The 26,002-nt window shown below is 38.8% G+C and carries 18 protein-coding genes and 3 pseudogenes; 8 read left to right on the top strand and 13 right to left on the bottom strand.

The window, feature by feature from the left end; all coding sequences use genetic code 11:
• Position 1: 1 nt before the first annotated feature.
• The gene (locus IPO27_17435; GenBank protein ID MBK8848214.1) at positions 2–3,196 is read right to left on the bottom strand and encodes a PQQ-dependent sugar dehydrogenase; all 3,195 of its coding nucleotides are present in this window, start codon (positions 3,194–3,196) and stop codon (positions 2–4) included.
• A gap of 232 nt (positions 3,197–3,428) precedes the next feature.
• Here IPO27_17435 and IPO27_17430 point away from each other — a divergent pair, with 232 nt between their 5' ends.
• Together IPO27_17430 and IPO27_17425 are read left to right on the top strand one after the other, a co-directional pair.
• A complete protein-coding gene (locus tag IPO27_17430; GenBank protein ID MBK8848213.1) occupies positions 3,429–5,597 on the top strand; it encodes an insulinase family protein in 2,169 nt (722 codons plus the stop codon).
• Positions 5,598–5,617: 20 nt separating this feature from the next.
• The gene (locus tag IPO27_17425) at positions 5,618–6,235 is read left to right on the top strand and encodes an insulinase family protein (GenBank protein ID MBK8848212.1); all 618 of its coding nucleotides are present in this window, start codon (positions 5,618–5,620) and stop codon (positions 6,233–6,235) included.
• A gap of 193 nt (positions 6,236–6,428) precedes the next feature.
• Here the strand turns inward: IPO27_17425 and IPO27_17420 are convergent, their stop codons facing one another.
• From IPO27_17420 to IPO27_17395, 6 genes and pseudogenes are all read right to left on the bottom strand, one after another.
• Positions 6,429–6,992, bottom strand: a complete 564-nt coding sequence (locus IPO27_17420; protein MBK8848211.1) for a hypothetical protein — start codon at positions 6,990–6,992, stop codon at positions 6,429–6,431.
• Positions 6,993–7,133: 141 nt separating this feature from the next.
• Positions 7,134–8,558 (bottom strand): annotated as a pseudogene (locus tag IPO27_17415) (alpha-L-fucosidase).
• Between the two features lie 275 nt (positions 8,559–8,833).
• On the bottom strand, positions 8,834–11,089 hold the full coding sequence (locus IPO27_17410; GenBank protein ID MBK8848210.1) for a hypothetical protein: 2,256 nt from the start codon (positions 11,087–11,089) through the stop codon (positions 8,834–8,836).
• 206 nt (positions 11,090–11,295) lie between these two features.
• Positions 11,296–11,700: pseudogene (locus IPO27_17405) on the bottom strand (hypothetical protein).
• Positions 11,701–11,735: 35 nt separating this feature from the next.
• Positions 11,736–12,203, bottom strand: a complete 468-nt coding sequence (locus IPO27_17400; protein ID MBK8848209.1) for an SRPBCC domain-containing protein — start codon at positions 12,201–12,203, stop codon at positions 11,736–11,738.
• 77 nt (positions 12,204–12,280) lie between these two features.
• Complete coding sequence (locus tag IPO27_17395; GenBank protein ID MBK8848208.1) at positions 12,281–13,066, bottom strand: RNA polymerase sigma factor; 786 nt, start codon at positions 13,064–13,066, stop codon at positions 12,281–12,283.
• A gap of 217 nt (positions 13,067–13,283) precedes the next feature.
• Here IPO27_17395 and IPO27_17390 point away from each other — a divergent pair, with 217 nt between their 5' ends.
• The 6 genes and pseudogenes from IPO27_17390 (at position 13,284) to IPO27_17365 (ending at position 18,453) form a co-directional block, all read left to right on the top strand.
• Positions 13,284–13,946, top strand: a complete 663-nt coding sequence (locus IPO27_17390) for a heme exporter protein CcmB (protein ID MBK8848207.1) — start codon at positions 13,284–13,286, stop codon at positions 13,944–13,946.
• A gap of 16 nt (positions 13,947–13,962) precedes the next feature.
• Positions 13,963–14,642, top strand: a pseudogene (ccsA, locus tag IPO27_17385) (cytochrome c biogenesis protein CcsA).
• 84 nt (positions 14,643–14,726) lie between these two features.
• Positions 14,727–14,861 (top strand): CcmD family protein, encoded by a 135-nt coding sequence (locus tag IPO27_17380; protein MBK8848206.1) that lies wholly within the window; start codon positions 14,727–14,729, stop codon positions 14,859–14,861.
• Positions 14,858–15,265, top strand: a complete 408-nt coding sequence (locus IPO27_17375) for a cytochrome c maturation protein CcmE (GenBank protein MBK8848205.1) — start codon at positions 14,858–14,860, stop codon at positions 15,263–15,265. Before IPO27_17380 ends, IPO27_17375 begins: the two co-directional genes overlap by 4 nt.
• 1 nt (position 15,266) lies before the next feature.
• A complete protein-coding gene (ccsA, locus tag IPO27_17370; GenBank protein ID MBK8848204.1) occupies positions 15,267–17,684 on the top strand; it encodes a cytochrome c biogenesis protein CcsA in 2,418 nt (805 codons plus the stop codon).
• Positions 17,685–17,688: 4 nt separating this feature from the next.
• Positions 17,689–18,453 (top strand): DUF2520 domain-containing protein, encoded by a 765-nt coding sequence (locus IPO27_17365; GenBank protein MBK8848203.1) that lies wholly within the window; start codon positions 17,689–17,691, stop codon positions 18,451–18,453.
• 30 nt (positions 18,454–18,483) lie between these two features.
• On the opposite strand, the gene IPO27_17360 is transcribed toward IPO27_17365, so the two are convergent.
• The 6 genes from IPO27_17360 to IPO27_17335 form a co-directional block, all read right to left on the bottom strand.
• Entirely contained in the window at positions 18,484–19,422 is a 939-nt protein-coding gene (locus IPO27_17360) for a hypothetical protein (GenBank protein ID MBK8848202.1), read from the bottom strand.
• A 114-nt stretch (positions 19,423–19,536) separates the two neighbouring features.
• Positions 19,537–20,712 (bottom strand): T9SS type A sorting domain-containing protein, encoded by a 1,176-nt coding sequence (locus IPO27_17355; GenBank protein MBK8848201.1) that lies wholly within the window; start codon positions 20,710–20,712, stop codon positions 19,537–19,539.
• 63 nt (positions 20,713–20,775) lie between these two features.
• Positions 20,776–21,558, bottom strand: coding sequence for a 3'-5' exonuclease (locus tag IPO27_17350; protein ID MBK8848200.1), 783 nt, complete (start codon positions 21,556–21,558; stop codon positions 20,776–20,778).
• 41 nt (positions 21,559–21,599) lie between these two features.
• Positions 21,600–23,189, bottom strand: coding sequence for a PD40 domain-containing protein (locus IPO27_17345; protein MBK8848199.1), 1,590 nt, complete (start codon positions 23,187–23,189; stop codon positions 21,600–21,602).
• A 118-nt stretch (positions 23,190–23,307) separates the two neighbouring features.
• Complete coding sequence (locus IPO27_17340) at positions 23,308–24,642, bottom strand: 2-oxo acid dehydrogenase subunit E2 (GenBank protein ID MBK8848198.1); 1,335 nt, start codon at positions 24,640–24,642, stop codon at positions 23,308–23,310.
• A 175-nt stretch (positions 24,643–24,817) separates the two neighbouring features.
• On the bottom strand, positions 24,818–25,420 hold the full coding sequence (locus IPO27_17335; protein MBK8848197.1) for an SRPBCC family protein: 603 nt from the start codon (positions 25,418–25,420) through the stop codon (positions 24,818–24,820).
• Between the last annotated feature and the right edge of the window lie 582 nt (positions 25,421–26,002).

The following is a 26,002-nucleotide window of genomic DNA, read 5'->3' as shown; positions in this document are numbered from 1 at the left end:
GTTAATCGCAACACACTTCTACCTTTTCTATTTTTACAAAGGCTGAATTGTAAATTTTCAGATAGTATATACCCTTAGTTACATCGCTTACATCAATCGAAAATAGCGAATGATCGTAAAGTCTTCCTGTTTTAACCACGCTGCCGCGCATATCGGTTAGTTCAAATTGCAACTGTGAGTACGGTGCATTAATTTTTACATGCAAGGTTGTGGTTGCAGGATTTGGAAATACCTGCACCATATCCTGAAGCGATTGGGAGGTATGCTTAGCAATGTTTTTCTGACTTATGTTTGGTACTACCTGATTGGATATAATAATCAGTTTTGGAATAGCAGTATTGCTTTCGCTTGAATTGAAAATAGCTGTAACATTTCCGGGTTTATTGAGGCAGCTAATGCCAATTGGAATTTTACTAAAGCCGCTCGATATATATTCGTTTACATAAGCGGTTACATCCCACATATAGTCTTTTTGATTTGTTCCTTTTACTCTTGCTTGATCGAGCAATGCGCCAAAGGTTGGGGCATTGTTAAAGGTGACCGTATTTTGTCCCCAGGTATTTGAGCTAAGCTTGTATGCACCAATGTTAAGGGATGAGGTAGTGGTTTGGTTAAGTGCTCCATGCATCACCAATAAAGCGGAATCAACAGGATTATTCAATCCTGAGATATCAAACTTTAGAATGGTTTGTTGAAAATTGCTGTTGGCAGCAGTTGCCTGCCTGCAGGCTAGTTTCAGAGGGTCGGTGTTGCCAAGGGCAGTATTAGCGTAGGTTCCACTGCGTATATAGGCATCACCGTTTACAGGAATTTCTACCACATCAGCATTTCTAAACAATGAGGAGGCAGCAACAACCTGTTTATTAATTCCAGGCCCGGCATAGCTTACTATCAAATTTTCTGCACCATTGTACTCCAGAAAACCAACCGATATTTTATGTAATCCGGCCTGCAATCCGATGGTGCCCGATTTTTCGAGCATTCCATGCAGTCCGTCATTATCAACAATTAATGCATCGCCAATGTATAAATTGCTTCCATCATCCGATGCGGTATAAAAGGTGTAAATACCATCGCTTGGTACATTGATATAGCCGCTAAACTGAACGGCAAAGAAGTCGGTATTTAAATAGGTCGCAACCGAAATGGTTGCCACAGTTCCTACATCATCAGCAAGTATGGATGCAAAGTCAGGAATGTCGGTCCAGGTGCCTGAATAGTGCTCCATTACGAGACCCTGCACGGTGTTGGACGGATTGTCGGCCGGGCGGTAGATGCCAGTATACGTAGCTGTATACGTTTTGCCGGTTGTAGGGGTGGTAATATTTAATGTGGGAGTAGTTGCAGTATTCCAGTTAACAAAAGAGAAGGTATTGCCACCATTATCAGATTGTGGAGTAATGGCAGTAAGTTGTCGCTTAAGCCCCACCACACTGGGTATAGTAGAAGGTGTTATTATTTCTTGCCCATCTATGCGCAGTTTAAGGCCTTGTGGTACGGTATTAAATTTTAGGTTTACTATTTGAGGAAGTATATCAACAAATGCGGTATCGGATAATCCTGCCGGATCGGTAACATACAGATATAAGCGGTAAAACACATCGGTAGCCACTTCGCCTGCATCGGGAATAGTAATGCTTCCTGTTTTTACTTGTTGCGCAATGCTAGGCCCCGGATGCGTATGGGCGGCATGATGAAAAACAACTTCCCATTGAAACACAGTGGCCGGCAAAGTACCTGTTTCGGCATCTGTTGCATCTCCGCTAAAAGTCAGGGTCATACCTCCTGTATAGGTAGCGGCCGAAGCAGGGCTTATAATGGTGGCAACAGGTGGGGCGTTGTAAGGCAATACAGTTAAGACCGCGCCATTGCTGGTTGCTGTTCCGTAAGCGTTTGTCACCTTGCATGTATACGTTCCGGCATTCGCACCGGTAACATTGTTTAAAGTAAGTACCGAATTGTTGCTGTTTGAAATATTAACACCATTTTTTTTCCATTGATAGGTAATTGGTGCTGTTCCGGTAACGGTTACCATAAACGTTGCTGATTGCCCGCCAATAGCAGTGGTGCTTACCGGTTGTGCATTAATAACAGGTGCACTTATACCAGCAAAACTAATTTTATAAAGCGCGTTGGTGCTGCGCGAGAGGTAGTAGAGATTGCCGTCAGGCCCTTGCTCTAGTATAATGCTTTCAATAGGCAAACCGGTGGCAAAGGTTGTTACTCCCGTTCCATTCGCATTTATATATTTGATGTATTGATTGCAGTAATCAATAAAGAAATACTTATTAGCATAGGTGCTCGGAAAATTTGAAATAGCCGCATCAAACCATGTTCCTCCCGAGAGGGCACAGCCCTCGGTAGCACCCATTCCATTAGCATAACTAAAAAGAGGATAGGAGTAACTCGAATTTGTTCCGGGACCTTCGGTGGCAGGCCAACCAAAATTTAAGCCCCCAAGTGTGCCGTTATTTATTTCTTCAAATAGGTTGCTTCCAACATCCTGTATAAACAGGGTTCCAAAGCCCGGATGAAAAGAAAAGCTGAAAGGATTGCGGAGCCCATAACTCCAGATGCGCTTTTTTTTGCTGTTGCTCGAAGTATAGAAAGGATTTCCTTGTGCTGCACTGCCATCGGTATTGATGCGCAGTATTTTCCCCAAATAGCTTGTTAAGTCTTGCGATGCCGCGGCATTGTTGTTTTCTCCGGCACCAATGTAGAGTTTGCCATCAGTACCAAATTTAATGGTGCCGCCATTGTGGTTGGTGGCATTACTTAGCGGATCAAGATTCAAAATAATCAGCTCGCTATTAGGCACCATCACATCGCCATTTGCCGTTAGGCGCGACACCCTGTTATTGCTACCATTGGGTATAGTATAATGAACATATACATAATTGTTGGAGGCAAAATTGGGATCGAAGGCAATACCGAGCAAACCACGCTCTCCGGTATAACTTGCATTGAGCACTGCAAAAGGTGTTGGTAGTAGCAATCCGTTTTTTACGATTCTTATTTCACCACTCTTGCCGGTAATAAAAATACGGCCGTCCGGGGCAAATGCCATATTGGTGGGACCATTAAGGTTATTGGTAACAAGCGTATGACTAAAGCCTGTAGGCAAGGATTGCCCGATACTGTGGTTAAAACACCAACTCGCAAACAATATTATATAAAGTGCGGTAAGCCGAATCATCAGTTTTTTTCTTTCTTTTTTAATAGTGATCCTAAATGAGGAACTGCAAAATTATTCATCTCAAAACGAATTTTTTTTTTGACCAAATTGCTGATGATATCAAAATTAAATAATTCGATTGATGTATAATGACAACTTAACCTCACCATAACGTTTGAAAATCTAGCCCTACAACTTTTGAACCATATCATCTTTTTTGTGATTATTTTGCGCCCTTAAAAAAATATTGAATATGAATCGAAAATTCAGAATAATTCTGGCCTTGATAGTAATATCATGTTACACAGCAGCAATAGCGCAAAATAATATGGTTGTTATGTTGCCTATGGATAATGCTGTACGCTTTGGTAAACTGCCAAATGGCATGACGTATTACATCATGCAAAACAAGAAACCGGAAAACCGTGTTGAGCTGCGTCTAGCTGTTAATGCGGGAAGCACGGCCGAAGGCGATCATCAGCAAGGTCTTGCCCACATGCTCGAACATCTTTGTTTTAACGGCACCAAAAATTTTAAGAAAAGCGAATTGGTTGATTACCTGGAGTCGATAGGAACCAAGTTTGGCCCGCACCTTAATGCATACACAAGTTTTGACGAAACCGTTTATATGATTCAGTTACCCACAGATAAGGAAGAAATTCTAACCAAGGGGTTGCAGATATTGGAAGACTGGGCGCATAATGTAGCTTTTGACAGTGTTGAAATAGAAAAGGAACGCGGTGTGGTAGTTGAAGAATGGCGCCTTGGTCAGGGAGCTCAGGAGCGCGCCCGCAGGCAGTATTGGCCTGTACTGTTTAAAAATTCGCGTTATGCCGAACGCTTACCTATTGGTAAGAAAGAAGTAATCGATACCTGCTCGCATAAGGCCATCACCGATTTTTATAAAGCCTGGTACAGGCCCGATTTAATGGCCATTGCCATTGTGGGCGATATAGATGTAGATAAAATGGAGCAACTGGTAAAAAAACAGTTCGCTGCAATTAAGGCATCGCGCAACGCGATGCCCATTAAAGAATGGGAAGTACAGGATAATGCAAAGCTTGAAGTGGCCATTGCAAAAGATAAGGAGTTGACTACCTCTATGGTGCAACTAGTCTATAAACAACCGGCTACCTCATTGAAAACTGAAAAAGACTATCGCACTTCCATGTGTCAGAGTCTGATTTCGTCCATCATAAGCTCGCGGCTTGGCGAACGCAGCAAAGAACCTGAACCGCCATTTTTATTCGCACGTGGTGGTTATACCGGACTGGTGCGTACTCAAAATGCATTTATGCTCATGGCTGCAGCACCGCCCAATGGCACCGACAAAGCGCTTGAAGCGTTAGTTACCGAAGCACTCCGCATAAAAAGGCATGGCATTATTCCTTCCGAATTGGAACGTGCCAAAAAGAGTATGATGAAGGATATGGAAGTAAGTTATAATGAGCGTGATAAACGCGAAAGTAGGAATCTTGTGAGTGAGTGTGTGCGGCATTTTCTTGAAGGCGAGTCAATGCCGGGTATTACGGCTGAGTATAATTTGTATAAAAAATTAATGCCCGGTATTACCAAACAAGAACTCGACTCTATGACCAATGTTTATATTACCGAAGGCTACAATGCCGTAGCTATAATGATGGTGCCCGATAAAGCGGAAGTAACTATGCCTGTAGCGGAAGATATAGAAGCCAGAATAAAAAGTATTGGTATGGATGAAATTACTCCGTATATGGATATGGTGACAGACGCGCCTTTGATGGAAATAATTCCTGCTCCTATAAAAGTGGTGAGTGAAAAGCGAATTGAGAAATTTAATATTACTGAATGGAAATTAGCCAATGGTGCCACGGTAGTGCTGAAGCCTACCGATTTTAAAAACGATCAACTGTTGATAAATGCGCAGCGCCTTGGTGGTCATTCTAATTGTGAGGAGGATGATGAGCATCGCTCGGCACTTATAGCTGCAAGTTTGGTTGATGCCAGTGGACTGGGAAAGATGGATGCTACCGCACTTGAAAAGTATATGATGGGCCGCACGGCTAATATAAGCCCGTTTGTAGGAGAAATAAGCGAAGGCTTTAATGGTAACTGCACACCAGACGATGCCGAATTAATGTTTCAAATGTTGCACATGTACTATACCGGCATACGCGAAGATGAAAATATGTACCTGTCCATGTTAAGTAAACAGCGCTCTACGTTGCAAAATAAAAGTGCTTCGCCCGAAAGTAATTTCAGAGATACGATAGGCTATGTAATGTCGGGGTATCATAAGCGCAGCCAACCCATGACTGCCGAACGCCTGTCAGAAATAAGCATGGACGATGCCATTAATTTTTACAAAAGTCGTTTTGCCGGAGTTAATGGAATGGTGTTTACACTTGTTGGTAATATGGATATTGCTAAACCAAATCGCTGATCGAAAAATACATTGCTACTTTGCCGCAAGGCGCTGCCACGCAATTTAAAGATGTGAATGAGATAACGCCAACCGGAAAAGTTGAGAGAACAGTTTATAAAGGAGTAGAACCCAAGAGCCAGGTTTATCTAAAAACGTTTGGACCTATGGAATTTAACCGCACCAATAGGGCTGAGTTTAATATGCTGATTAAGTTGGTAAGTATAAAATTGCGTGAGTCGCTGCGCGAAGATAAGAGTGGCGTATATGGAGTAGGGGTAAACGGCAGCCCCAAAAAATATCCTAAGCAAGGTTATGATATTGTTGTATCGTTTGGTTGCGCACCCGACAATGTGGAGCTACTTATAAAAGCAGCTATAGACGAAATAGAGAAAATAAAAGCAAATGGTTGTGACGAAAAAGATTTGCAAAAAATTAAAGAAACTGCATTGAGAGAGCGCGAAAGCGATCTAAAAGAAAATAATTTTTGGCTGGCTGCTATCAGTCAAAGTTATCTGAATGCAGAAGATATTATCGAAATTGAGAATTACGCTAACATTGTAAATGGCATTAGCAGCGAAAAGCTGAAGCAACTGGCAAATAAGTATTTATCTATGGATAATTATGCACGCTTTGTACTTATGCCTGAAAAGAAGTAGGTCTGATAATTTCATTTTTCAAGTTTACGAACTGTAAGACAGGACGCGTTATCAATCGGCTAGCATATGCTTTGGTAAGAAGGATAGCTATATGCAACGGTAACCATATATGTTGGTCCCAAGAAATTATTTGTAAGTGTTACTGCAAATTATCCCTGAGAAAGAATTAGTTGAATCTAAACAAGTTTATTAACTAGTGAAATAAATTTTCAGCTTCAATTTCTTTAGGGCTTTGTTTGCCGGTGCTGTAAAGTAACTTTAATGTAGCAGCTCCTCCTGCCTGTGCAAAAGCTACTTTTATGCGGTGCAATCCTTTTTGAAGGGCTATGCGGTTCGATTTTTCTACATCGCCATGTAAACCATCATTATCTATCAATACCTCTCCATCCATCCAAAGCACACTGCCATCGTCCGAAGTAAGGTAGAACGTGTACACGGCATCTTTAGTTGCATTAAAAAATCCTTCAAATTCCAGCCCGAAGTTTAAACTTCGGGTAGAGTCATTGAGCGAAATAATTTTGCATTCTCCAGTCTTAATTGCTTTCGAATGTTGTAGATCATTTACTGAGTCAGATTCGAGTTCGTAGGCTTTATAAAGGAGTCCTTGTTTTGGCATCACGAATGTTGCAATGGCATTATGCCATTTATAGGAATCAATTTTTTGGTTGACAACCGCACCCGGAAGTATTCCGTTTTTAAAGCATCTGGCGCTAATGGTGCACGCACCATCAACACTAAATGGCTTGGTGTATAGCATCGATTGTTCTGAAGGAGTACCTCCATCAATCGTATATCTACACTCCATATTCCTGGTGTCAATATGTATTAAAGGGGTTAATGACTGGTCTTCGTAGTGCACTTCTAATTTTGGTTTACCGGCAAACGCTCCACAGTTAGTTAGCTTAATAACAAATGCGTATTCGCTCTTAATTCGGTTAGGATCAAAATCAGGAAGTTGAATCTCAATGTCTTTTTCTTTTTGTTGCCATTTTAAACGATCTTTAGTTTCCATCAATTCGATTTTTGTTTCTGCAGGAATTGTAAAATCTTTTATGACTAATTTTTTAGAAGAAGGATAAATAGGTAACAGGGCATAAAGATTATTTAATGTTGGATTGTAGGTAAAAAACACTCTTTCACAGCGTAACCGGAATCAGGGTCAACAGTAAGTTTTAATAGCAGATCGCCATGACCAGACTTTGGCTTATAATCAACACGTCCTTCACTCCATTGCGATGCATTGCGCCATCGAATGGTATTATAAATTGCTTCATTATTTATATCCATCCAATTGCCCATTTGCAACAAGCGCTCTTGCATAATTGGTGGAATCAGCCCATGCTCATCGGGGCCAATATCAAGTAAAAAATTCCCCACGACTAACCTTATCTATCAAATTAAGAATTAATGTTTGCGCTGAATTATAATCCCATGCATCTTCGGCACGATTATATCCATAGCTCCAAGCCATGCCTCGGCTTTCTTCCCAATAGTGGTTTTCAAACTCTAAATCAGGCTGATACTCGGGTGTAAACACTGCGCCATGCTTAAAGCGGATTCCGGAACCCCAGCGGTCAACAGTTACCACACGGTCTTTAACCGGACTTTCGTTATACAACCATGCTAAAAATTGTTTCGATTTCCAAAGTTCATCGCTTGCATCCCAATCCCCATCGGTCCAGAATACTTCGGGCTTATAAGTGTTTATTAATTCTTTCATCTGCGGCCAGCAATGTTTCTCTACATAGGCGTTGCGATCACTTTTCCACAAAGGATTAAACCACTCATAAAGTGAGTAGTACATGCCTGCATGTACAGTTGTTTTGCGCAGGGCAACAAATAGCTCACCAAGCAGATCGCGTTTTGGGCCTGTTTCAACGGAATTCCATGGAAACCCCCATGTTCTGCTAGCTTCCTTGCTTGGCCACAAGGCAAAGCCATCATGATGCTTTGAAGTGAGCACCACATATTTTGCTCCCGATTTTTCGATCACTTGTGCCCATTTAGTTGGATCATACAATTCTGCTTTAAATTCATCAGCAAGTTGATAATAGGTTTTAGTTCCAAACCGAGTTTTATGATATGCACCTAGCACACTATCACCGCTGTGCATTCTGTATTGATACCATTCGGCATAATTGCCCTTAACCGTAAAGCCCGGAACTGCATATACTCCCCAATGTATAAATATTCCAAACTTGGCATCCTTATACCACGGTGGCACCGGACGACTATCGAGTGATTGCCATGTAGGTTGATAGGGTTGACTTACACTTATTATGCATGACGATACAATGAGTGTAATGAGAAATATTTTTTTCATAATCGTATTTTAATTTTTAAGCAGGGGATATCTATTTTTAATTTTAGGAAGACTGATGCATAGCATCAATAGCTAATCAAATCATTTTAATCTTCCAAAAGAAATGTCATAGAAATTAATTCTAGAGGCTGTGCGAAAATAATTTTAATTAGCTTAAAAAAAACAGAGGCTTAAGAAGAGGCTTTTTTGAGTGTTTAATTTTCCATTGTAAAATAAAAGCAATGGGCAGTGCAAGAGCAAAGTTCATAGAATATAAATCAAACGAAGCGTAGCGCTTATTTTAAAAGCCTTTCAAGGTATTGCAGTGCCATCGTATTTTGTGCATTATAGGCCTGCTCTGCGATATACAACTTTTCGCGGTTAGTTAAGTGCCAGCTTAGTGGAACACGCGAAACCGTATCAGGTAATTGAAAAGTAACGCTTGTAATTTTATTATCAAGTATAGTATTAAGCATTTCAAGATTTCCATCGTTGGCATAGTCCTGCAATGGAATCATATTCATCGAAATACTTCGTATTGGTGCAAAAACACTTTGTACAAATGTTTTGGAGGTGTTGTCTACAGTCTCATTCTTTTTGTTCGTATCGCGAATTTGTATCATCACCACCCCCGATGTATTTTCATTAATCCATTCGCGAAAAATGTAAACAAATCGCATACTCATGTTTAGTCCAAAATTGTCGCGCATGCCGCTATCCATACACTCTAACCGAGGCGAAGTAGGAAGGGTGCCCGGAGGCATTATATATGGGAATGAACTATTGATGCGTAAAGCACTGGTGAGGCGCATGTTTAAGGCATCGTGGTTTTGCATCAATCGCGAAAATTCTACACCATTACTAACCATAGGTGTATTACTTCCTATGGCATCACCCTGATGCAGCAAGTAGCTGCATGGCTGAGGCGATATCAGCAGAAAACGTCCATCATTTATAATAGTTGGAGATAATAGGAGCATGGGAATAGCAGCTTTGGCTTCTTCTGCCTGATAGTCTTTAAGTCGGCCTTGCAAAATTTGATCAAAGTTCTTGTTTACCAACTTTTCCCAATAGTAAGCACGGTCTTTACGATAGTAATTTCCTTCGTCACTAAATTGCTGAAAGGTGAAAAACATATCGTTTACAATCAGGCTAAACATGGGAGCATTGAGCAGGTCCTTACCCACATTATCATAATTTTTTGCATAAGGTAATGTGCTAGTATCGGTGCTTTTATTAGTCCGGTACAATTCGCGATAATATGCTCCACTAATCATTCCACCCGAAGAACCATTTATCATAAATGTTTGATTCATCAGCTTACCGGCAAGCACACTGTCGATTAACTGCATGGTTTTAAAACTAAATACCATACTTCGTACACCACCACCGCTAAGATTTAACAAAACCAATTTTGGTTTTACACTATCGATAGGGGGAGTAAACTTTGCCTTCCAATTATTTAATATAGTCAGGGTATGTTCTGTATCATTGCTTATGGTTTCTTTATTGCACAATGAATCCATGGTTGCAACATTATAGTTGATAGCAGGTTTATCGTAATTGATTCCATACAGACGGTTAGGCTGATTGATAAACTCCATACCAGACAGAAAGTTGAGGAGCAGTAAAATGCCTATGACTGCAGTGGTTACCCATGAGCCCACCCAAAACGAAACAAGCCCCGAAAGCATAATGAGCAAGGTGAACAACAGGAACACACTGGCAGCAGCAGGTATCTGGAATATTTCAAAATCGCGCATTAACCCAAGACTAAAAAACAAAACAAACACTGCAATTTGAAAAGTAGCTGCGTTGTAATGGTTTTTGCGTAATACTTCTCTCAACTTATCTTTATCGTAATGCGAAGTATCGCGCACTAACTTGAGTTTATTTATAGATGCAAGGTATACATCTACATGTACAAGATATTTTTTTCTTCGCAGTTGTTCCAATATTTTTTTGCGTGTAAACAATTGTGCAACCGGGGTCAGTTCATCTTCTTCTTCGCTTGGAGTAATTCCATACAATTTAAAAATACTTTTATCCGTAATGCTAAAATACCAAAACGCAAAAAACAGAATGATCATAAATCCTACAACAAATGAAACGATGAGCAGTAAGATTTCAGTTAGGGTCCGCATTTCTTCATAAAACTGAAAGTGGAAAGTACGAGCGATGTACAGCGAAATAAAAGAAATGGGAATGATAAAGTTATTAAGAGAGTATTTGTAAAATGTGCGCGATATACTTGCAAGGAAAGGAAAGCGGTGACTGTTGAGCAAATAACTGGATATATGATAGGCAATAACAAACAATCCAAAAGCAAAGCCGGTAATGAAAAACGAGAGGTAACTTACTTGTCCCTTATATTCAGGAGCAAAAAACAAAAATGGCACGCCATTGCGTTGCATAAAAATTTCGGTAACGATGCTAAACAATAGAAGCCAATAGAATAGCTGGAAATGATTTTTTTTAACCTGTACCACCACCAGTTGAATAGGGAAGGAGTAGTAAAACCTGCGAATCCATTGCTTATATTCCTTGTTCATGTATAGTTAGTATGAAGGTTGAAAGTTACCCTCAAGATTTCACTCAACACCAATTGACAGGATATTTTATTAACCAAGTAATGAACGATGTAACTATTAATAAATGGTCTTTTTTCACGGTTAACTGAAGAGACCTCCCGAATTTGAAAAATAAAAAAGGTGCGGGCTAAAGCCCGCACCCCATCCTGTTTTTAATACGATAACGTTTACTTGGCGCGCATCTTATTTCCTTTGGCATCATGAGTTACTTCTGCAAGACCTAATGCTTCCATTAAGGGTGGTATATACATACCGAAACGCCCGCGTAGTCCTTTCTTTATACCATACCAACCTTTTACGGATTTTTTCTGAACGGCTGAGCTTCAACAGTGCCCTCTTTGGCAGGTTTTTGCTCATCGGTACTGCCAAGTTCCATCCAATCGCCATGCTTCTGGAGCATGGCATGCAAATCGTCAAGGCAATTAATGTTATACAACAACACTGTTTTTCCTACGGTACAAACAAAGTACATCTTGTCCGTCTTTCTGATCTACATGCATGGTATATTCACTTGTAAGTGGTGGTGTTTTTAATACCATTGGTTTTTCTTTTGTTCCGATTTTATGTTTCATATTTTATTTTGGATTTAGAATTTATAATTAATCAATTATTTGGTTTGAGCTATTGCTTCGGCTTCCTTTTTTAAATCGAAGGCAAATTGTTCAAACGAATTATCAAACGATGGAATCATTTTAGCAAATAAAGGAAAAAATGGTCCTCCTATTTTCTCATGCATGGTAAATTGTGTTTGGTCTTTGCCATACTGAATCAAGCTATACGTTCTCTTGCCCATTGCATCGCCCCAAACAAGCTTTTTACCAACTTCCATTTCTTTTATCGCCAATTTAAATTTTCGTTTTGGATCGAGAGTCGAGGTAAGAACAATTTTCCCATTAGGTTTAATATCTCCTTCAATCGAAATAATGGTAGAGTTCCATCTTTTAAAGTCGCCTGCATTGGTCAACAATGCCCAAATAATGCTCTTATCTGCATGTATGTTTATACTTACTTCAGTTTCGCGGCTAAATGTGCTTTTTACAGTTGAGGCCTTGCCATTTGAATTTACTTGTGTCATTTTGATTTATTTTTTTTGATTTATACCCTTTTTGACGATTGCCGCAAAAGAAACGATAGGATTTTTTGAAAAAAAAATCATTTTTTTTCCATTACTTTTTTATTGAACTGTAAATGAAATAGTTGCAGTTGGCTTCCTGGTGAGTCAAACGGATTAATTTCGCTCATAATTCGAAGCCGCAGGTCAAGCAAATGCTCTTTGTCGCCACGCTCAGCAACACGAGCCATTTCAATTTTATTTTTTTCGACTTCAAAATTTTGCTGTGGATTAAACAAGCCATTAAGCTCGCTGCATTGATTGCAGGCTCCTTGTTTATTAATAAGCGCGCAGCGATTATCAAATACTTTTACCAGTTTACCCCGGCCCATATGCAGGTAGTATTTTACCATCGCCTCGGTGGTATCCATTATAATGGATATTTCAGAAACCTTGAAATCATAAACTTCTTTTAACAACACACATATTTGTTGTTCAAGTGGCAATGATTTGGCAACACACGTAAAACAAAACATAATATTCTCTCGCAATTCAAACTTGCCTTGTGGCGATGATTGTTGAATCTGGGTCATGGAATGAAAATAGTCAGGACTTGCAAGCGCTTCCGTCTTACATATATCAGTTACATTTTCGGGCCAGCGTTTTTGCGCACGCAGATTGTCTTTGGCCATGTTGCTTGATATTGTGAAAAGCCAGGTTTTTAAAGAAGATTCTCCACGAAAAGTGTTTAACTTTTCCGATGCTTTGATAAAAGTATCCTGAATAATATCTTCAGCATCTTCAATGCTTGCAGTTATTCGAAGTAAATAAGACTTTAAAGGCGAACGAACCGTTTCAAACTCGGTAGCAAATTCTGCGATTGTCATCATAAGTGCATGGCGAGATTATTTAAATATTAAATGAATGGAGCTATTGCGCAAAAGTAGTAAACAGCAAATTAAATTTATCGTGGCACTTAAAATTGGTCGCAATACCCAAGTATGTTTATCTTATTCTAAATCATTTGCAGGAATAAAGTTATCCGAATGAGTTACCTCAATTAGCAGAAGATAATTATACATTTGCGCAAAAATTCTCGATAGCTTGAATATTCTGCAACAGGTAAGATGGTTAATTTGGAAAGAATTCACTGTTGAACTAAATCAAAAGTTTTCTTTTAGTGGATTAATCGTTTACGTTTTAAGTAATGTGTATATATGTTACTTGGTGTTTAGCGATTCACTTTCAGTACCGGTGTGGAATGCGCTTTTCTGGATTTTAAATTCGTTTATAGCACTAAACGCGGTTGCCAGAAGTTTTTTAGTGGATTCGCAAGGCGCATTACTATTTCAGTATACGTTGCATCATCCCTTAGCCGTAATTATTTCAAAAATTCTGTATAACCTGGCGCTCATGCTTACCTTATCGCTCAGCATATTTTTACTGTTTAATTTGTTATTAGGCAGCAAGGTGCAATCTCCGGGTTTGTTTGTTGTTTGTATTGTACTTGGCAATCTGGGATTTTCGTGTGTTTTTTCGCTGGCTGCAGCTTTAACGGCACGGGCGGGCAGCAGCACGGTGTTGCTCACCGTGTTGGCATTGCCATTATTGTTTCCGGTACTTATGATCACGGTCATGCTTTCTAAAAATAGCATGGATGGCGTAGCAGCTTCGGTATTTTTGAAAAATATTTTAACGCTTGGTGCCTTGGATTTAATTACCTTTGTGCTCGCATTAATTTTATTCCCATTCCTCTGGAAAGAGTAAATAGAAAAAATTTCAGATGACATTAAAAGATTATTGGTGGAAGTGGCTGGCGGTTGGATTGTTGTTGTACACCATTATTTTTTTGGCTTACTTTCAAATATTCCCAAGCTTGACATTCTCGAAGAGTCAATTCGTAATCTTTATTTCCACGTTCCGGTATGGTTTGCAATGATTTCGCTAATGACCATATCTATGATTTACGGTATCATCTATCTTTTGACTAATAAATTCGAACATGAAATAGCAAGCAGTCAGTCTGCACATGTAGGTATGATGTTGTCCGTATTAGGCATTACCACCGGCATGTTGTGGGCTACCTATACCTGGGGCAAACCTTGGACCAACGACCCCAAACTTAACGGAGTGGCAGTTGCTATGTTATTTTATCTTGCATACTTTCTCCTACGTGCTTCGGTAAATGATGAACTTAAAAGAGCCCGTTTATCAGCAGTCTACAATGTTTTTGCTTATGTAATGCTCATTTTGTTTGTTATGATATTGCCGCGAAGAACTGCTAGCCTGCATCCCGGCAATGGTGGCAATCCGGGCTTTAATGCGTATGATCTCGACAATCACATGCGTACCATTTTTTATCCTGCTGTTTTAGGTTTTATTTTGTTGTCCGTATGGATATTTACTTTACGATACCGGTTAAAAATAGTGGAATTTAAAAGAGAAGATAATTTGCTCAAATAATAGAATGCGAAAAAAGGCAGATTGAAATAGATGAAACAAAATAAAAAGTATCTCTTGATATAAATCAATATAAAAAACGAAAACATGGATTTAATGAGAAGCAATGGAAAAATATTGGTGGTAGTAGGAGTCATAGCTATCATCTTTGCAGGTATAGTTGCTTACCTGATAAATTTGGATAAGAAAATAAAGAAACTCGAAGACGAAAAACAGAAATGAATAAGTATTTGATTTTTGGATTGTTGGCTATAGCAGTTGCTATAGGCTATATTGTAAGCTTAAGTGCCGATGTGAGTACGTATGTTACCTTTGATACTGCAGCACAAAACGAAGGACGTGAATTCCATATAGTAGGCAAAGTGAATTTTAATAAACCCCAGGAGTATAATCCACAAACTAACGCCAATCTTTTTACATTTTATATGAATGATACACTAGGCAACGAAAAGAAAGTTTTGCTTAACAAAGCAAAACCGCAGGATTTTGAAAAGTCGCAACAGGTGGTAGTAATTGGCAAAATGCAATCGGGCGATTTTATTGCCAGCGATATTTTGATGAAATGCCCGAGCAAGTATAACGAGGTAAACGAAAACACAGTTACTACCGATACAATTACATATTGATTTGAACACAGTAGATTACATTGGCGAATCTTTATATTTAGGCGAATGGGGCAAAGCAATGGTAGCCCTTTCTTTTGTTGCCGCATTATTTTCCACTATTTCCTATTTATTGCAGGCCTTTAATAAAAAGGAAACAGACCATAGTTGGTTGCAAGCCGGTCGTATATTTTTTGTTTTACATGGACTTTCGGTGGTTGGTGTGTTTTCATTGTTGATCTATTTAATTTACAATCATTATTTCGAATATCATTTTGTTTGGACCCATTCCAGCATTGATATGGATGCTAAATACATATTAGCATGTATATGGGAAGGGCAGGAGGGAAGTTTCTTGCTCTGGATTTTTTGGCATGTTGTATTATCCGTTGTATTGATCTGGAAAAGCAAAGTGTGGGAGTCGCATGTTATGAGCGTGATTATGCTGGTACAGGTTTTTTTATGCAGCATGATTGTAGGCATATGGATTGGCGATTTGCATATAGGAAGCAGCCCCTTTATATTACTGCGTGAACATCCTGATATGTTCAATATGCCCTTTCTGCAAAATGCCAATTATCTTGAAGGAATAATAGAAAGAGGAGGACGCGGCTTAAATCCCCTCTTGCAAAATTATTGGATGACTATTCATCCACCTACCTTATTTCTTGGGTTTGCAAGTACTGTTATACCATTTGCATTTGCATTAAGCGCATTAATTACCGGTCGTGTGCGCGAGTGGATAAAGCCCTCACTTCCGTACACTTATTTCTCAATCGCTATTCTTGGTGTGGGCATTTTAATGGGAGCTGCCTGGGCATATGAGGCGTTAAGTTTCGGTGGCTTTTGGGCGTGGGATCCGGTTGAAAATGCCTCACTTATTCCATGGATTACCATGGTGGCCGCAGGCCATGTTATGATGATAACAAACCGCACCGGGGCAGGATTGCCTACAGCTATTTTCTTAGCTATTATTTCTTTTCTCCTTATTCTTTATTCTACGTTTCTCACGCGAAGCGGTATTTTAGGCGAAAGTAGCGTACATGCTTTTACTGATTTAGGTATGCAAGGACAACTATTACTATATATGTTATTCTTTACTGTTCTTAGTCTGGGTATGTATATTATTTATCGTAAGCGAATATTTTATCATACCGATGAAGAAAAATCATCCTCACGTGAGTTTTGGATTTTTATTGGGGTGATGGTATTATCAGTTTCGGCTTTGCAAATTTTTATCACTACCTCTATTCCGGTTTATAATAAAATTACTGGCTCACATGTAGCTCCTCCTGTGGATGTAATAGATCACTATAACAAGTGGCAAATACCAATTTCTTCTTTCATCCTTCTGATTATGGCATTTGCTCAATTTTTTAAATGGAAGCAAACAGATGTTAAGATGGTCTTTAAAAAAATATGGTTAAGCGTTGCAATAAGTCTTGTGCTTACCATCTTATATCAATGGTATTTGCAACTTCCGCGCATACAGCATAGCATTATGATGTTTGCCTGCCTGTTTGCATTTACTGCCAATATCGATTACTTTATTCGGGTAACTAAGGGCAAGATTAATTTTGGAGGGGCGTCCATTGCTCATGCAGGTATAGCACTTATTCTATTAGGTGCATTAGTTAGCAATGCAGGCAAAACAGTAATTTCAGAAAACAAACTGAATGTAGATTTGGGAAAAGACTTTCCGAATAATGAAAATGTAATGCTTATAAAAAATGATACAGCACAAATGAAAGATTACTTTGTATCGTACACCAACAAGGAGCAAGAGGGAAAGCATATCTATTACAATATTGATTATTTTAAATTGAACCGCGCAAGCGGATCGCTCGAAAAGAAATTTACGCTTAAGCCCTTTATACAGTTAAATGAGCGCATGGGCAATGTGGCCGAACCAAGTACCAAACACTTTATAGATAAAGATATTTATACCTATGTTCAATATGCTGACTTGGAGGATAAAAAAAATTCGAGCGATTATACAGAACCGCGCACTGTTCAACTGGGTATGGGCGATACGGTTAGTACTAGTTTTGCGCTTGTTATTCTTGATTCCATACGTGCTAAAACAATAAAAGATGGAGGTAGTCAGATGGAGATTGCCGCTCATTTTACTGCACTTGATATTAACAACAAGCGGCATAATATTGAAGCTATTTATAAAATAGAAAACCTGATGGCATACTCCGAACCGGTTATGAATGCAGAGTTAGGGCTACAACTTGCTTTTACCGGAGTAAAACCCAAGGAGAATAAAATTGATATACAACTGTCCGAAAAAAAATCGAACAAGCGAGAGTTTATAATTATGAAAGCCATTGTTTTTCCGCACATCAATATTTTATGGCTGGGTTGCCTCCTCCTTGTTATTGGCACATGGGTGGCAATAGCGCAGCGCATCCGGTTAAACCGCAACTTGCGCGCTTAATATCATGAAGTCGATTGCAATTATAGGAAGTGGTCGTATGGCGCGTTTTCTGGCGCAAAGGTTACATACAAATTATCGTTTACTAGCAATAGTTGCCCGCAATGTTGCCATGGCAACATCCATGTCGAGAAAATATAAATGCACAGCATCTTCTATTTCTGATTTTAATATAAACCAGGTTGATATTGCAATTATTGCCGTAAGTGATGATGCTATACTACCGGTTATAAAAATGTTAGGCAAAACCTCCACAACCATAATCCATACAAGTGGAACAAAAGCACTGGTGGTGCTGGAGTCTTACACGTTCAACTGTGGCGTGCTGTGGCCGGTTGTTTCTGTAAATGATAATGCAAAATATGGAGCCCAATTTAATTGCAGCTACGAGGGCAGCAATACTAAAACTAAACGCGAAGTATTGGCGTTAGCAAAAGCGTTAGGTGCCAAACCTTTTTATCAAAGTAGTGTGCAACGGGAGGTATCGCATCTAGCAGCAGTAATGGTCAACAATTTTGTCAATCATATATATCATAAGGCAAACGCAGTATTACTGCAACACGATATCAAACCCGAAATTATATATCAAATTATTAGGGCAACTGCCGAAAATGCCATTGTTTATGGTGCCGAAAATTTACAAACCGGCCCCGCATTGCGCAAGGACAAAACCACCATGCAGCGGCATTTACAACTAATTAAAGAATACCCAGAGCTGTGTAAAATTTACAAAGCCATATCCGAAAGCATTATGCATAGTAGTCAGAACTGATAGAGATTATTTCAGGAGTAAATTCTAAGACTATTTTTCATCGAACCACTTAGAAATTTTATCTCCATTCAAGGTATACTGTTCAAGTTTTTTTACCACCGTATCATTTTGTAATAGCAATATGTTAGGTAACTCAGGCCCCGCTATTTGAAGCCATTCTTTTGGTCCTTTAAAATTTTGCCAAGGTATGTTTTTACAATTATTTTCATCTAAAAATTTAGTCACCTTAGCAGTATCGCCATTTACAATGAAAAAAGTTTTTACCTGTGGGTTTTGTTGTTGAATAATAGCAAGTGTTTTTGCAGCAAGTTTACAATGTGCGCATGCAGTGCTAAAAAAAGCGAGCAGCCATTTACCTTTTGTAACATCAACTTTGGGTTTATAAATAGCATGCTGATATAATACCGAAAGATTATAAGGCTTGCCAACCTGTGTGTTGTCATTTCGTAATTCGGGATTGAGCAAAATGGGATTTACAATAAAGGTTATTATAATGCAGCAAAGACATAAAAGTATGTTGACAAAATTAGGTATTGCAATTCTTGAATTTGGCTTTAATAATAGTGCCGCCCATGCCATTACTATTAAACCAACATTTTTTAAAATGCCTTGCAACGGACTCATCGGGATGGTTTCGCCAAAGCAACCACAGCTTCCTGAATTGCCATAGATGGCAATCAGAATCGAAAGATAAATAATAAACACTACCAGCAAGGCAATGCTACCCTTCAATGCATACTGCTGCCATTTGCCGGGTATTAGAAGCATTAGGCCTATGGCAAACTCTAATCCAATCATGAGCCTGGCCATATAAGGTGCCATAGCCCAATTGCTAATTTTGGACGACAATAGGGAGATTTCGAAATATTCTATTGGAAATAGTTTCGTATAGCCCGAAAAAATAAATAACACACTTAGTAATACACACAGCAAATAGAAACCAATAGTTTTATAATTTATTTGTGTCATAAGGTTAAAATTGCTGCTTACTTTAATTAAAGTGCAAATATGTAAATACGGTTTGCTTAAAACAAAAAAGGCTGTCCAATCGGACAGCCTCTTCTCTATATCAAGTAATAATTATTACTGAACAGTTATTACACGGGTAACAATTTTACCTGCTCCAATAGCTTTAACTGTATAAATGCCTGAGTTTAATTCAGAAATATCAATAGTCTCTAAACGTGAACCACCTGTTTTAATTTCAGTGGCAACAGCACCTTGAGCATTAATAATTTGTATGCTCTCGAAAGTAGTAGGATCAACATTAAAACCAACTTTTACAAAATCAGTAGCAGGATTTGGATATACCAAAATGCTCTTATCAAATGCGGTTGCTGATTCATCAATGCCTACCGGATGAGCAAGATCGTAAATTAACAAGGTATTGCTAGGTGTTGCTTGTGATAAAGCTAACATAGCTCCAGTAGGTAGTATGTCGAAATTAGAAATAAAAATACCACCGGCCAAAGCATTCGTTGCGCCAGATATGTCATTAAGGACATCATGACTTACACCAGTCTGAGATCCGGTAGTAAGATCAATGCCAATAATAAAATCTGTGTTAGGAGCGGTACCAGTTTGATCATGTACCCATGCAACAGGTGGATTAGCTAAATAGTCAATGGCAGTTCCATACATACCAGCTAAGCTGTGGGTTCCAGCAGCTATTGTATTTAATACATTACCATTCATATCGGTTTCAACTATATCTGTATTGAAATTGCTAACCCAAAAACCACCAGCACCGCCATTAATTGTAGGGCTATAAGCCAAACTGCGTATGCTGAATCCTACTGCACTAAAATCGATAGAAGATGCAGCTGTTTGAGTAACCGGATCAATACCAAACGCTTCTGTGCTGTTAACACTGGCCCAAAGGTTTGTTCCATCCCATGTAAATGAACGCACTCCTGAGTTGTTTCCATTATTAATTACTCCTGGAATGGTAAATGCATTTACCGTAAGTGCAGGAATGTCAATGGTGAACATTGAATCGGTTGCCCAATTACTTATCCAAAGCTGATTATTAACATAAGCAACTCCAGCTTTGCCATTACCACCTAAAATAGAATCGAGGCGGTAGGTGAATACTACATCAAACAAAGCCATTTGGTTATTTGAGCCACCTTTGCCTTCAAGAACACTGGTCATGGTAGGAGAAACTTCCGGTGCATTAGGCATTAATTGCTGCGCATTTACTGTGTTGTAGCCTAACATTGCAACAACAGACGCCATTAAAGTAAATTTTTTCATCATAGTTTTTTTTATTTAGTACTTAAATTAGTTTTTGATTTTTTAAAAACGGTTGCAAATGTACATTTAATTTCCATTGCTTTTTGTGTTTAAATCACGTAATCGTATAGAAGTTATTACTTGCTTTGTTTGCAAGGCAAATTCACCTTTCATCATCCAGTCGTAATAGCTTGGTTCTTGTTTAAAAACCTCGACAACTGATTTTCCTTTATGCTTTCCAAAATTAAAGACCTCCTCGTTTTTTTCATTGTAAACTACTCGGCCCGCATAATCAACAAAATTTCCAACCGTGCTAAAATCACTTAATGCCTCCAAGTCTCTTGGCAAGGAGTCATATTTTTCAAGTTGAGCAACCAGCACTTCAAATGTAGCTTTAATATCGGCTTCGGCACTGTGAGCATTTTGAATCTCTTTGTTACAATAAAACTTGTAAGCAGCAGACAATGTGCGTTGTTCCATTTTATGAAATATATTCTGCACATCTACCAATCTTCTGCCTTTCATGTCCAGATTGATGCCTGACCGCAGGCACTCATCTACCAACATGGGTACATCAAACTTATTACTATTATAACCTCCTATATCCGCATTATCAATAAATGAAACCAGCTCGCCAGCCAATGTTTTAAAATTTGGCTCATTAGCAACATCTTCATTGGTTATCCCATGCACCTTGGTGGCAGCGGGCGGTATTGGCATTTCAGGATTTATACGTTTGGTTTTTACCGATTGTGTTCCATCTGGCATAATTTTCAAAATGGAAATTTCAACTATTCGGTCGATGCCAATATTTACACCTGTCGTTTCTAAATCAACAAATGCGAGGGGCTTGGAGAGTTTTAGCAACATATTATTTACAAAAGAAAAATGGATGTTAAAATTATATTTGTTTATTGTAAGGTGAAAAGCTTATATACTTTACCACCACCTTCGGGAATTTCAAGAATGGCATCAAACTTACCAAGCTTTTCTGTTCTAATGGCAACATCATACTCGCCAGGAGCAAGCACTGCAACAAAACCACCCGTGCTTGCATTGGTAAAGTATTCACCTGCCATTTTACCTGTTCCCTTTTTGGTAATACTAATGCGTGCATTTTTGGTAGTGCCTCCTGTTGCTGCTACGATGGTGTATGCTTTTACAACCACAAGATTTGATTGTACCAATGGTTTTTCAGCACGAAATTTATAAATATCAAGTCCTCCGAATCCACTGTCGCGCACGGCACTGATGTATCCGGTTTTTCCATCGGGCAATAAACTAATGTACTTATTATCGTCAACAGTGTTTAGTGGATATCCAATATTAACTGGTGTGCTCCAGTCTGAATTATCATCAGGGCGAGAGGTCATAAAAATATCATATCCTCCAATTGATTTATTGCAATTTGAAGAATAGAATAAAGTTTTGCCATCAGCAAAGAAAACAGGAAAGTCATCATCAGCAGCGGTATTAACAGGCGCACCCATATTAACGGGAGTTGACCATGCACCATTTTCCTGACGCTTACATATATACAAGTCTTTACCGCCTTTTGCTGTTTTATCTTTTCGGTCGCTCGAAAAAACCAATGTGCTTCCATCAGTACTAATTGCTGCACCCATTTCAGCATCTTTGGTTGTAAATAATTCGCCCAGCGACTCAACCTTTTGCCAGGTTTTTCCTTTCTGTGTACTGCGCATTATATCTCCCGGTACTTCAGCAGTTTCAACATATATGTATAGCTCGTCACCATCGCTGCTCATACACATTGGCTCTTCATAACCTGCTGTATTTATATTCATTCCAGGGTTTTTTGGTTTGGTGCGAGCGGTGTCGTATTGTATAAAAAAATATACATCGCTGGTAAATCCACCTTCTCCAAATTCATCAGGCACATTGCCTGTATTTCCTTTTCGGGTGGATGCAAAAAATACAACCGAATCATCTACCGATGCAACAGGGCGATAATCGTTGTTCGGACTATTAACCAGTTTGCCAAGGTTTTCAAAACTTACAGTTATAGGATTTGCTGTTACTGTTTTTGCATTATATGCCCATTCGGTACAAAGGTCGGTTTGCAATTTTGGGTCAGGCTTACCTTTCATGGCTGCTTTATATTTTTCAAATGCTTCTACCGCTGCATCATATGCACCGGCATGCAAATTGGCAAGTCCTAATTGGTGGTAGGTATCTTTAGGAGAGTCTTTTTGTTGCGCGGCAAACTCCAGATAGTCCACGGCTTTCGATTTATCACAATTACTATTAAGCATGCAAAAACCAAGTCGGTAATTAATGTCAGTATTTTGAGATTCGTATTTTACGAGCTTCTGATAAAGATCGCGGGCTTCGGCATAGCGTTTCATTTGGAAAAATGCATTGGCATCTTTTTTTGCCAGCGAAATGTCTTCTTTACTCAAAGGCTTTTCAACGGGTTTACGTTGGCCGTAAGTTACCGCTGCTGTTAGCGCAAATAGTAGTATTAATAGTATCTTATTCATATTCTAAAAAATTCGTTACGTGTTTTTTAAATAAATCGATTTTGGCCTTCAAAAAAATAAGCCGCAAATTATTGGTGTTAAGTTAAAGTAGTTCAATCGAAAATGTAAATGCGGATAATTATATTTCACGATTAATATCCCATTGTTCTAAATAATCAGCTACTCGTCTTACGAAACTTCCACCTAACATACCATCCACCACTCGATGATCGTAGGAATGTGATAGGAACATCATGTGCCTTATACCAATAAAGTCGCCTTGTAGAGTTTCTATAACCGCAGGTTTCTTGCGAATAGCGCCAACAGCCATAATGGCTACCTGAGGCTGATTGATAATGGGTGTGCCCATTACATTACCAAAAGTACCGACATTAGTTAAAGTGAAAGTGCCACCCTGTATTTCATCAGGCAAGAGCTTATTAATGCGGGCACGGTTTGCTAAGTCATTTACAACTTTGGTAATACCTAAAAGATTAAGTCTATCAGCATTTTTAATTACAGGCACAATCAGATTCCCCGAAGGAAGTGCAGCGGCCATTCCAATGTTTATGTTCTTCTTTACAATGATTTTGGTTCCATCAATACTAGAGTTTATCATTGGAAAATCTTTTATAGCCTTAACAACGGCTTCCATAAAAATAGGAGTGAAGGTTATTTTTTCATTTTCTCTTTTTTCAAAACTTTTCTTTATGCGTTCGCGCCACATAACCAGGTTGGTAACGTCCACTTCTACAAATGAGGTAACATGTGGCGAAGTATGTTTACTCATTACCATATGTTCGGCAATCAGCTTACGCATACGGTCCATTTCAATTATTTCAACATCACCACTAAACGACATTGCCGGTTGACCCGGAGCGGTTGCTTGTGATACGGCAGGCGCGGCAATCGCAGGGCTGCTTGGGGCTTTGGTTTCTATTTGCGCTGGAGCTTTGCTACGGTTAGAAATAAAACTCAGTATATCTTTTTTAGTAACTCTGCCATTTTCTCCGGAGCCTTCTATTAATTCTAATTCGCTAACGGAAACATTCTCTTCTCTGGCAATATTTCGCACAAGTGGTGAGTAAAATCTTGTTTCGCTACCAACTGTTGCTTTAATGCCATTGCTTGGTAATGTAGTTGTAACTGCGGCTACAACTGCTCCGTTTGCAGCAGTGGGTTTAGCATTTTCAGTTGCTTGTTTGGGAGCTTCTGGTGCAGCTTTGGTTTCAACACCAGATGAAATAATAGCTATAACGCTGCCTACCTGCACAACATCGCCTTCGTTAAAAAGTTTTTTAATTAATATGCCTGCTGCAGGCGATGGTACTTCGCTATCAACCTTGTCTGTTGCTATTTCGAGAACGGTTTCTTCAGATTCAATTCTATCGCCTTCGTTCTTCAGCCATTTAGTAATGGTAGCCTCTGCTACGCTTTCGCCCATCTTGGGCATTTTCATTTCTACTTGTGACATTTGTTTATTTAATATTCCTGTAGCTATCCTTTTTATAATAAGGCATCAAAGGTATAAAAACTAATAGATAGGATACAGCATAGATTTCAACACATGTTAATCATTTTTTTAAGCAAAAAAAAAGTTGGTCATTATTGAACTACAACCAACTTTAAACGAAAGTAATTCAACTCAACTAGATAGTGGCAACTGAATCGGCTATTGCTGCTGGTGGAGCAGGAGGTGGCAAGGCAGCAGTTTCCTCTACTACTTTTTTCTCAAGATTTGCCAATCCTTCTTTAAACGAATTGCTCAACTCCTTTTTCATATCCATAAACATAGCGCTGGTCATGGCGGCTTCCATAAAATCGCTTTCTGCCTTAAACACCCATGATACTTTGTAAGTACCGTCTGCTTCAGGTTCCATCAACATGGTGGTAAATGTTTTGCTTTCAAAAGGCTTAATAAAATTAAGATCACAACTGTGCGATTTGCCTGGCTCAAGGCTTGTTGTAATCATTTCACCTTGTCCCATTTTCTCGCCAACCCAGGCATAACTGCTACCTACTGCTCCATCTTCTCCTTTGTAGGTAACTTTGTTGTCAGGATCCATTTTGCTCCATGGATTCCATTTTACAAACTCGTGGTGGCGACTAATATTCTGCCATATTACCCCTGCATCGCCTTTAATACTTTTTGACTCGGTAATTTCATATGGGCCCTTTCTTACTAGTCCCATGATAATTGCATACGCCAGATACAATGCAAGTATAATTCCGATAATTTTTAAAATTTTCATCTTTAATATTTTTTTGATTTGACTTAGGTGTAGCAAACATATATTTATTAGTTCATTTTGATAAATGAATATCAAACATGCGATGTAAAGTTATAAACAAGGTTTTTTTTCAAAAAATGGTATAGCGAAAAAAAATAGCCATCATCGCGTTTAAAGTAAAATGAACTTGAACGAAGCACTGATTTTAATAGTTATAAACGTTTTTTTTTTGAATGGTAATGACAGTAAGACATTAATATGCATATAAAATATTGATGAATAGATTTTAAATGAGTCAATTGAAGAATTAGTAGCGAACAGATAACATAATCGTGACGATTATGGTACATACCAACTGGGATAGCATTAACAGAACAAAAAGCAGATACAATCGAAGCGAAATAGATGTGTTGCAAGCAGCTAATTTTGGATACAAAAAATAAAGTGGTTGTTGATTTGAATTTGCCAAGTGTGTGAAATAACCATCAGGATATTTAAGATATTGACATTTACTACGTTAATAAATAAATTCGCCTATTAATATTTAGTTATTACCAAATTACTTTATTTGTGCCTTAACACCCAGTAAAATATTCTTGCAAA

Source organism: Bacteroidota bacterium, from assembly GCA_016714535.1.
GTDB lineage: Bacteria > Bacteroidota > Bacteroidia > AKYH767-A > OLB10 > JADKFV01.
This window is presented reverse-complemented; position numbering and strand designations above follow the sequence as displayed.

Bases quoted from the DNA above. Each gene is read 5' to 3' on its own strand.
- IPO27_17350 (MBK8848200.1), bottom strand. From the start codon at position 21,558: ATGTTGCTAAAACTCTCCAAGCCCCTCGCATTTGTTGATTTAGAAACG.
- IPO27_17345 (MBK8848199.1), bottom strand. From the start codon at position 23,189: ATGAATAAGATACTATTAATACTACTATTTGCGCTAACAGCAGCGGTA.
- IPO27_17335 (MBK8848197.1), bottom strand. From the start codon at position 25,420: ATGAAAATTTTAAAAATTATCGGAATTATACTTGCATTGTATCTGGCG.
- IPO27_17380 (MBK8848206.1), top strand. From the start codon at position 14,727: ATGGATTTAATGAGAAGCAATGGAAAAATATTGGTGGTAGTAGGAGTC.
- IPO27_17430 (MBK8848213.1), top strand. From the start codon at position 3,429: ATGAATCGAAAATTCAGAATAATTCTGGCCTTGATAGTAATATCATGT.
- IPO27_17395 (MBK8848208.1), bottom strand. From the start codon at position 13,066: ATGACAATCGCAGAATTTGCTACCGAGTTTGAAACGGTTCGTTCGCCT.
- IPO27_17400 (MBK8848209.1), bottom strand. From the start codon at position 12,203: ATGACACAAGTAAATTCAAATGGCAAGGCCTCAACTGTAAAAAGCACA.
- IPO27_17360 (MBK8848202.1), bottom strand. From the start codon at position 19,422: ATGACACAAATAAATTATAAAACTATTGGTTTCTATTTGCTGTGTGTA.
- IPO27_17355 (MBK8848201.1), bottom strand. From the start codon at position 20,712: ATGATGAAAAAATTTACTTTAATGGCGTCTGTTGTTGCAATGTTAGGC.
- IPO27_17365 (MBK8848203.1), top strand. From the start codon at position 17,689: ATGAAGTCGATTGCAATTATAGGAAGTGGTCGTATGGCGCGTTTTCTG.
- IPO27_17420 (MBK8848211.1), bottom strand. From the start codon at position 6,992: ATGCTATACACCAAGCCATTTAGTGTTGATGGTGCGTGCACCATTAGC.
- IPO27_17340 (MBK8848198.1), bottom strand. From the start codon at position 24,642: ATGTCACAAGTAGAAATGAAAATGCCCAAGATGGGCGAAAGCGTAGCA.
- IPO27_17375 (MBK8848205.1), top strand. From the start codon at position 14,858: ATGAATAAGTATTTGATTTTTGGATTGTTGGCTATAGCAGTTGCTATA.
- IPO27_17410 (MBK8848210.1), bottom strand. From the start codon at position 11,089: ATGAACAAGGAATATAAGCAATGGATTCGCAGGTTTTACTACTCCTTC.
- IPO27_17435 (MBK8848214.1), bottom strand. From the start codon at position 3,196: ATGATTCGGCTTACCGCACTTTATATAATATTGTTTGCGAGTTGGTGT.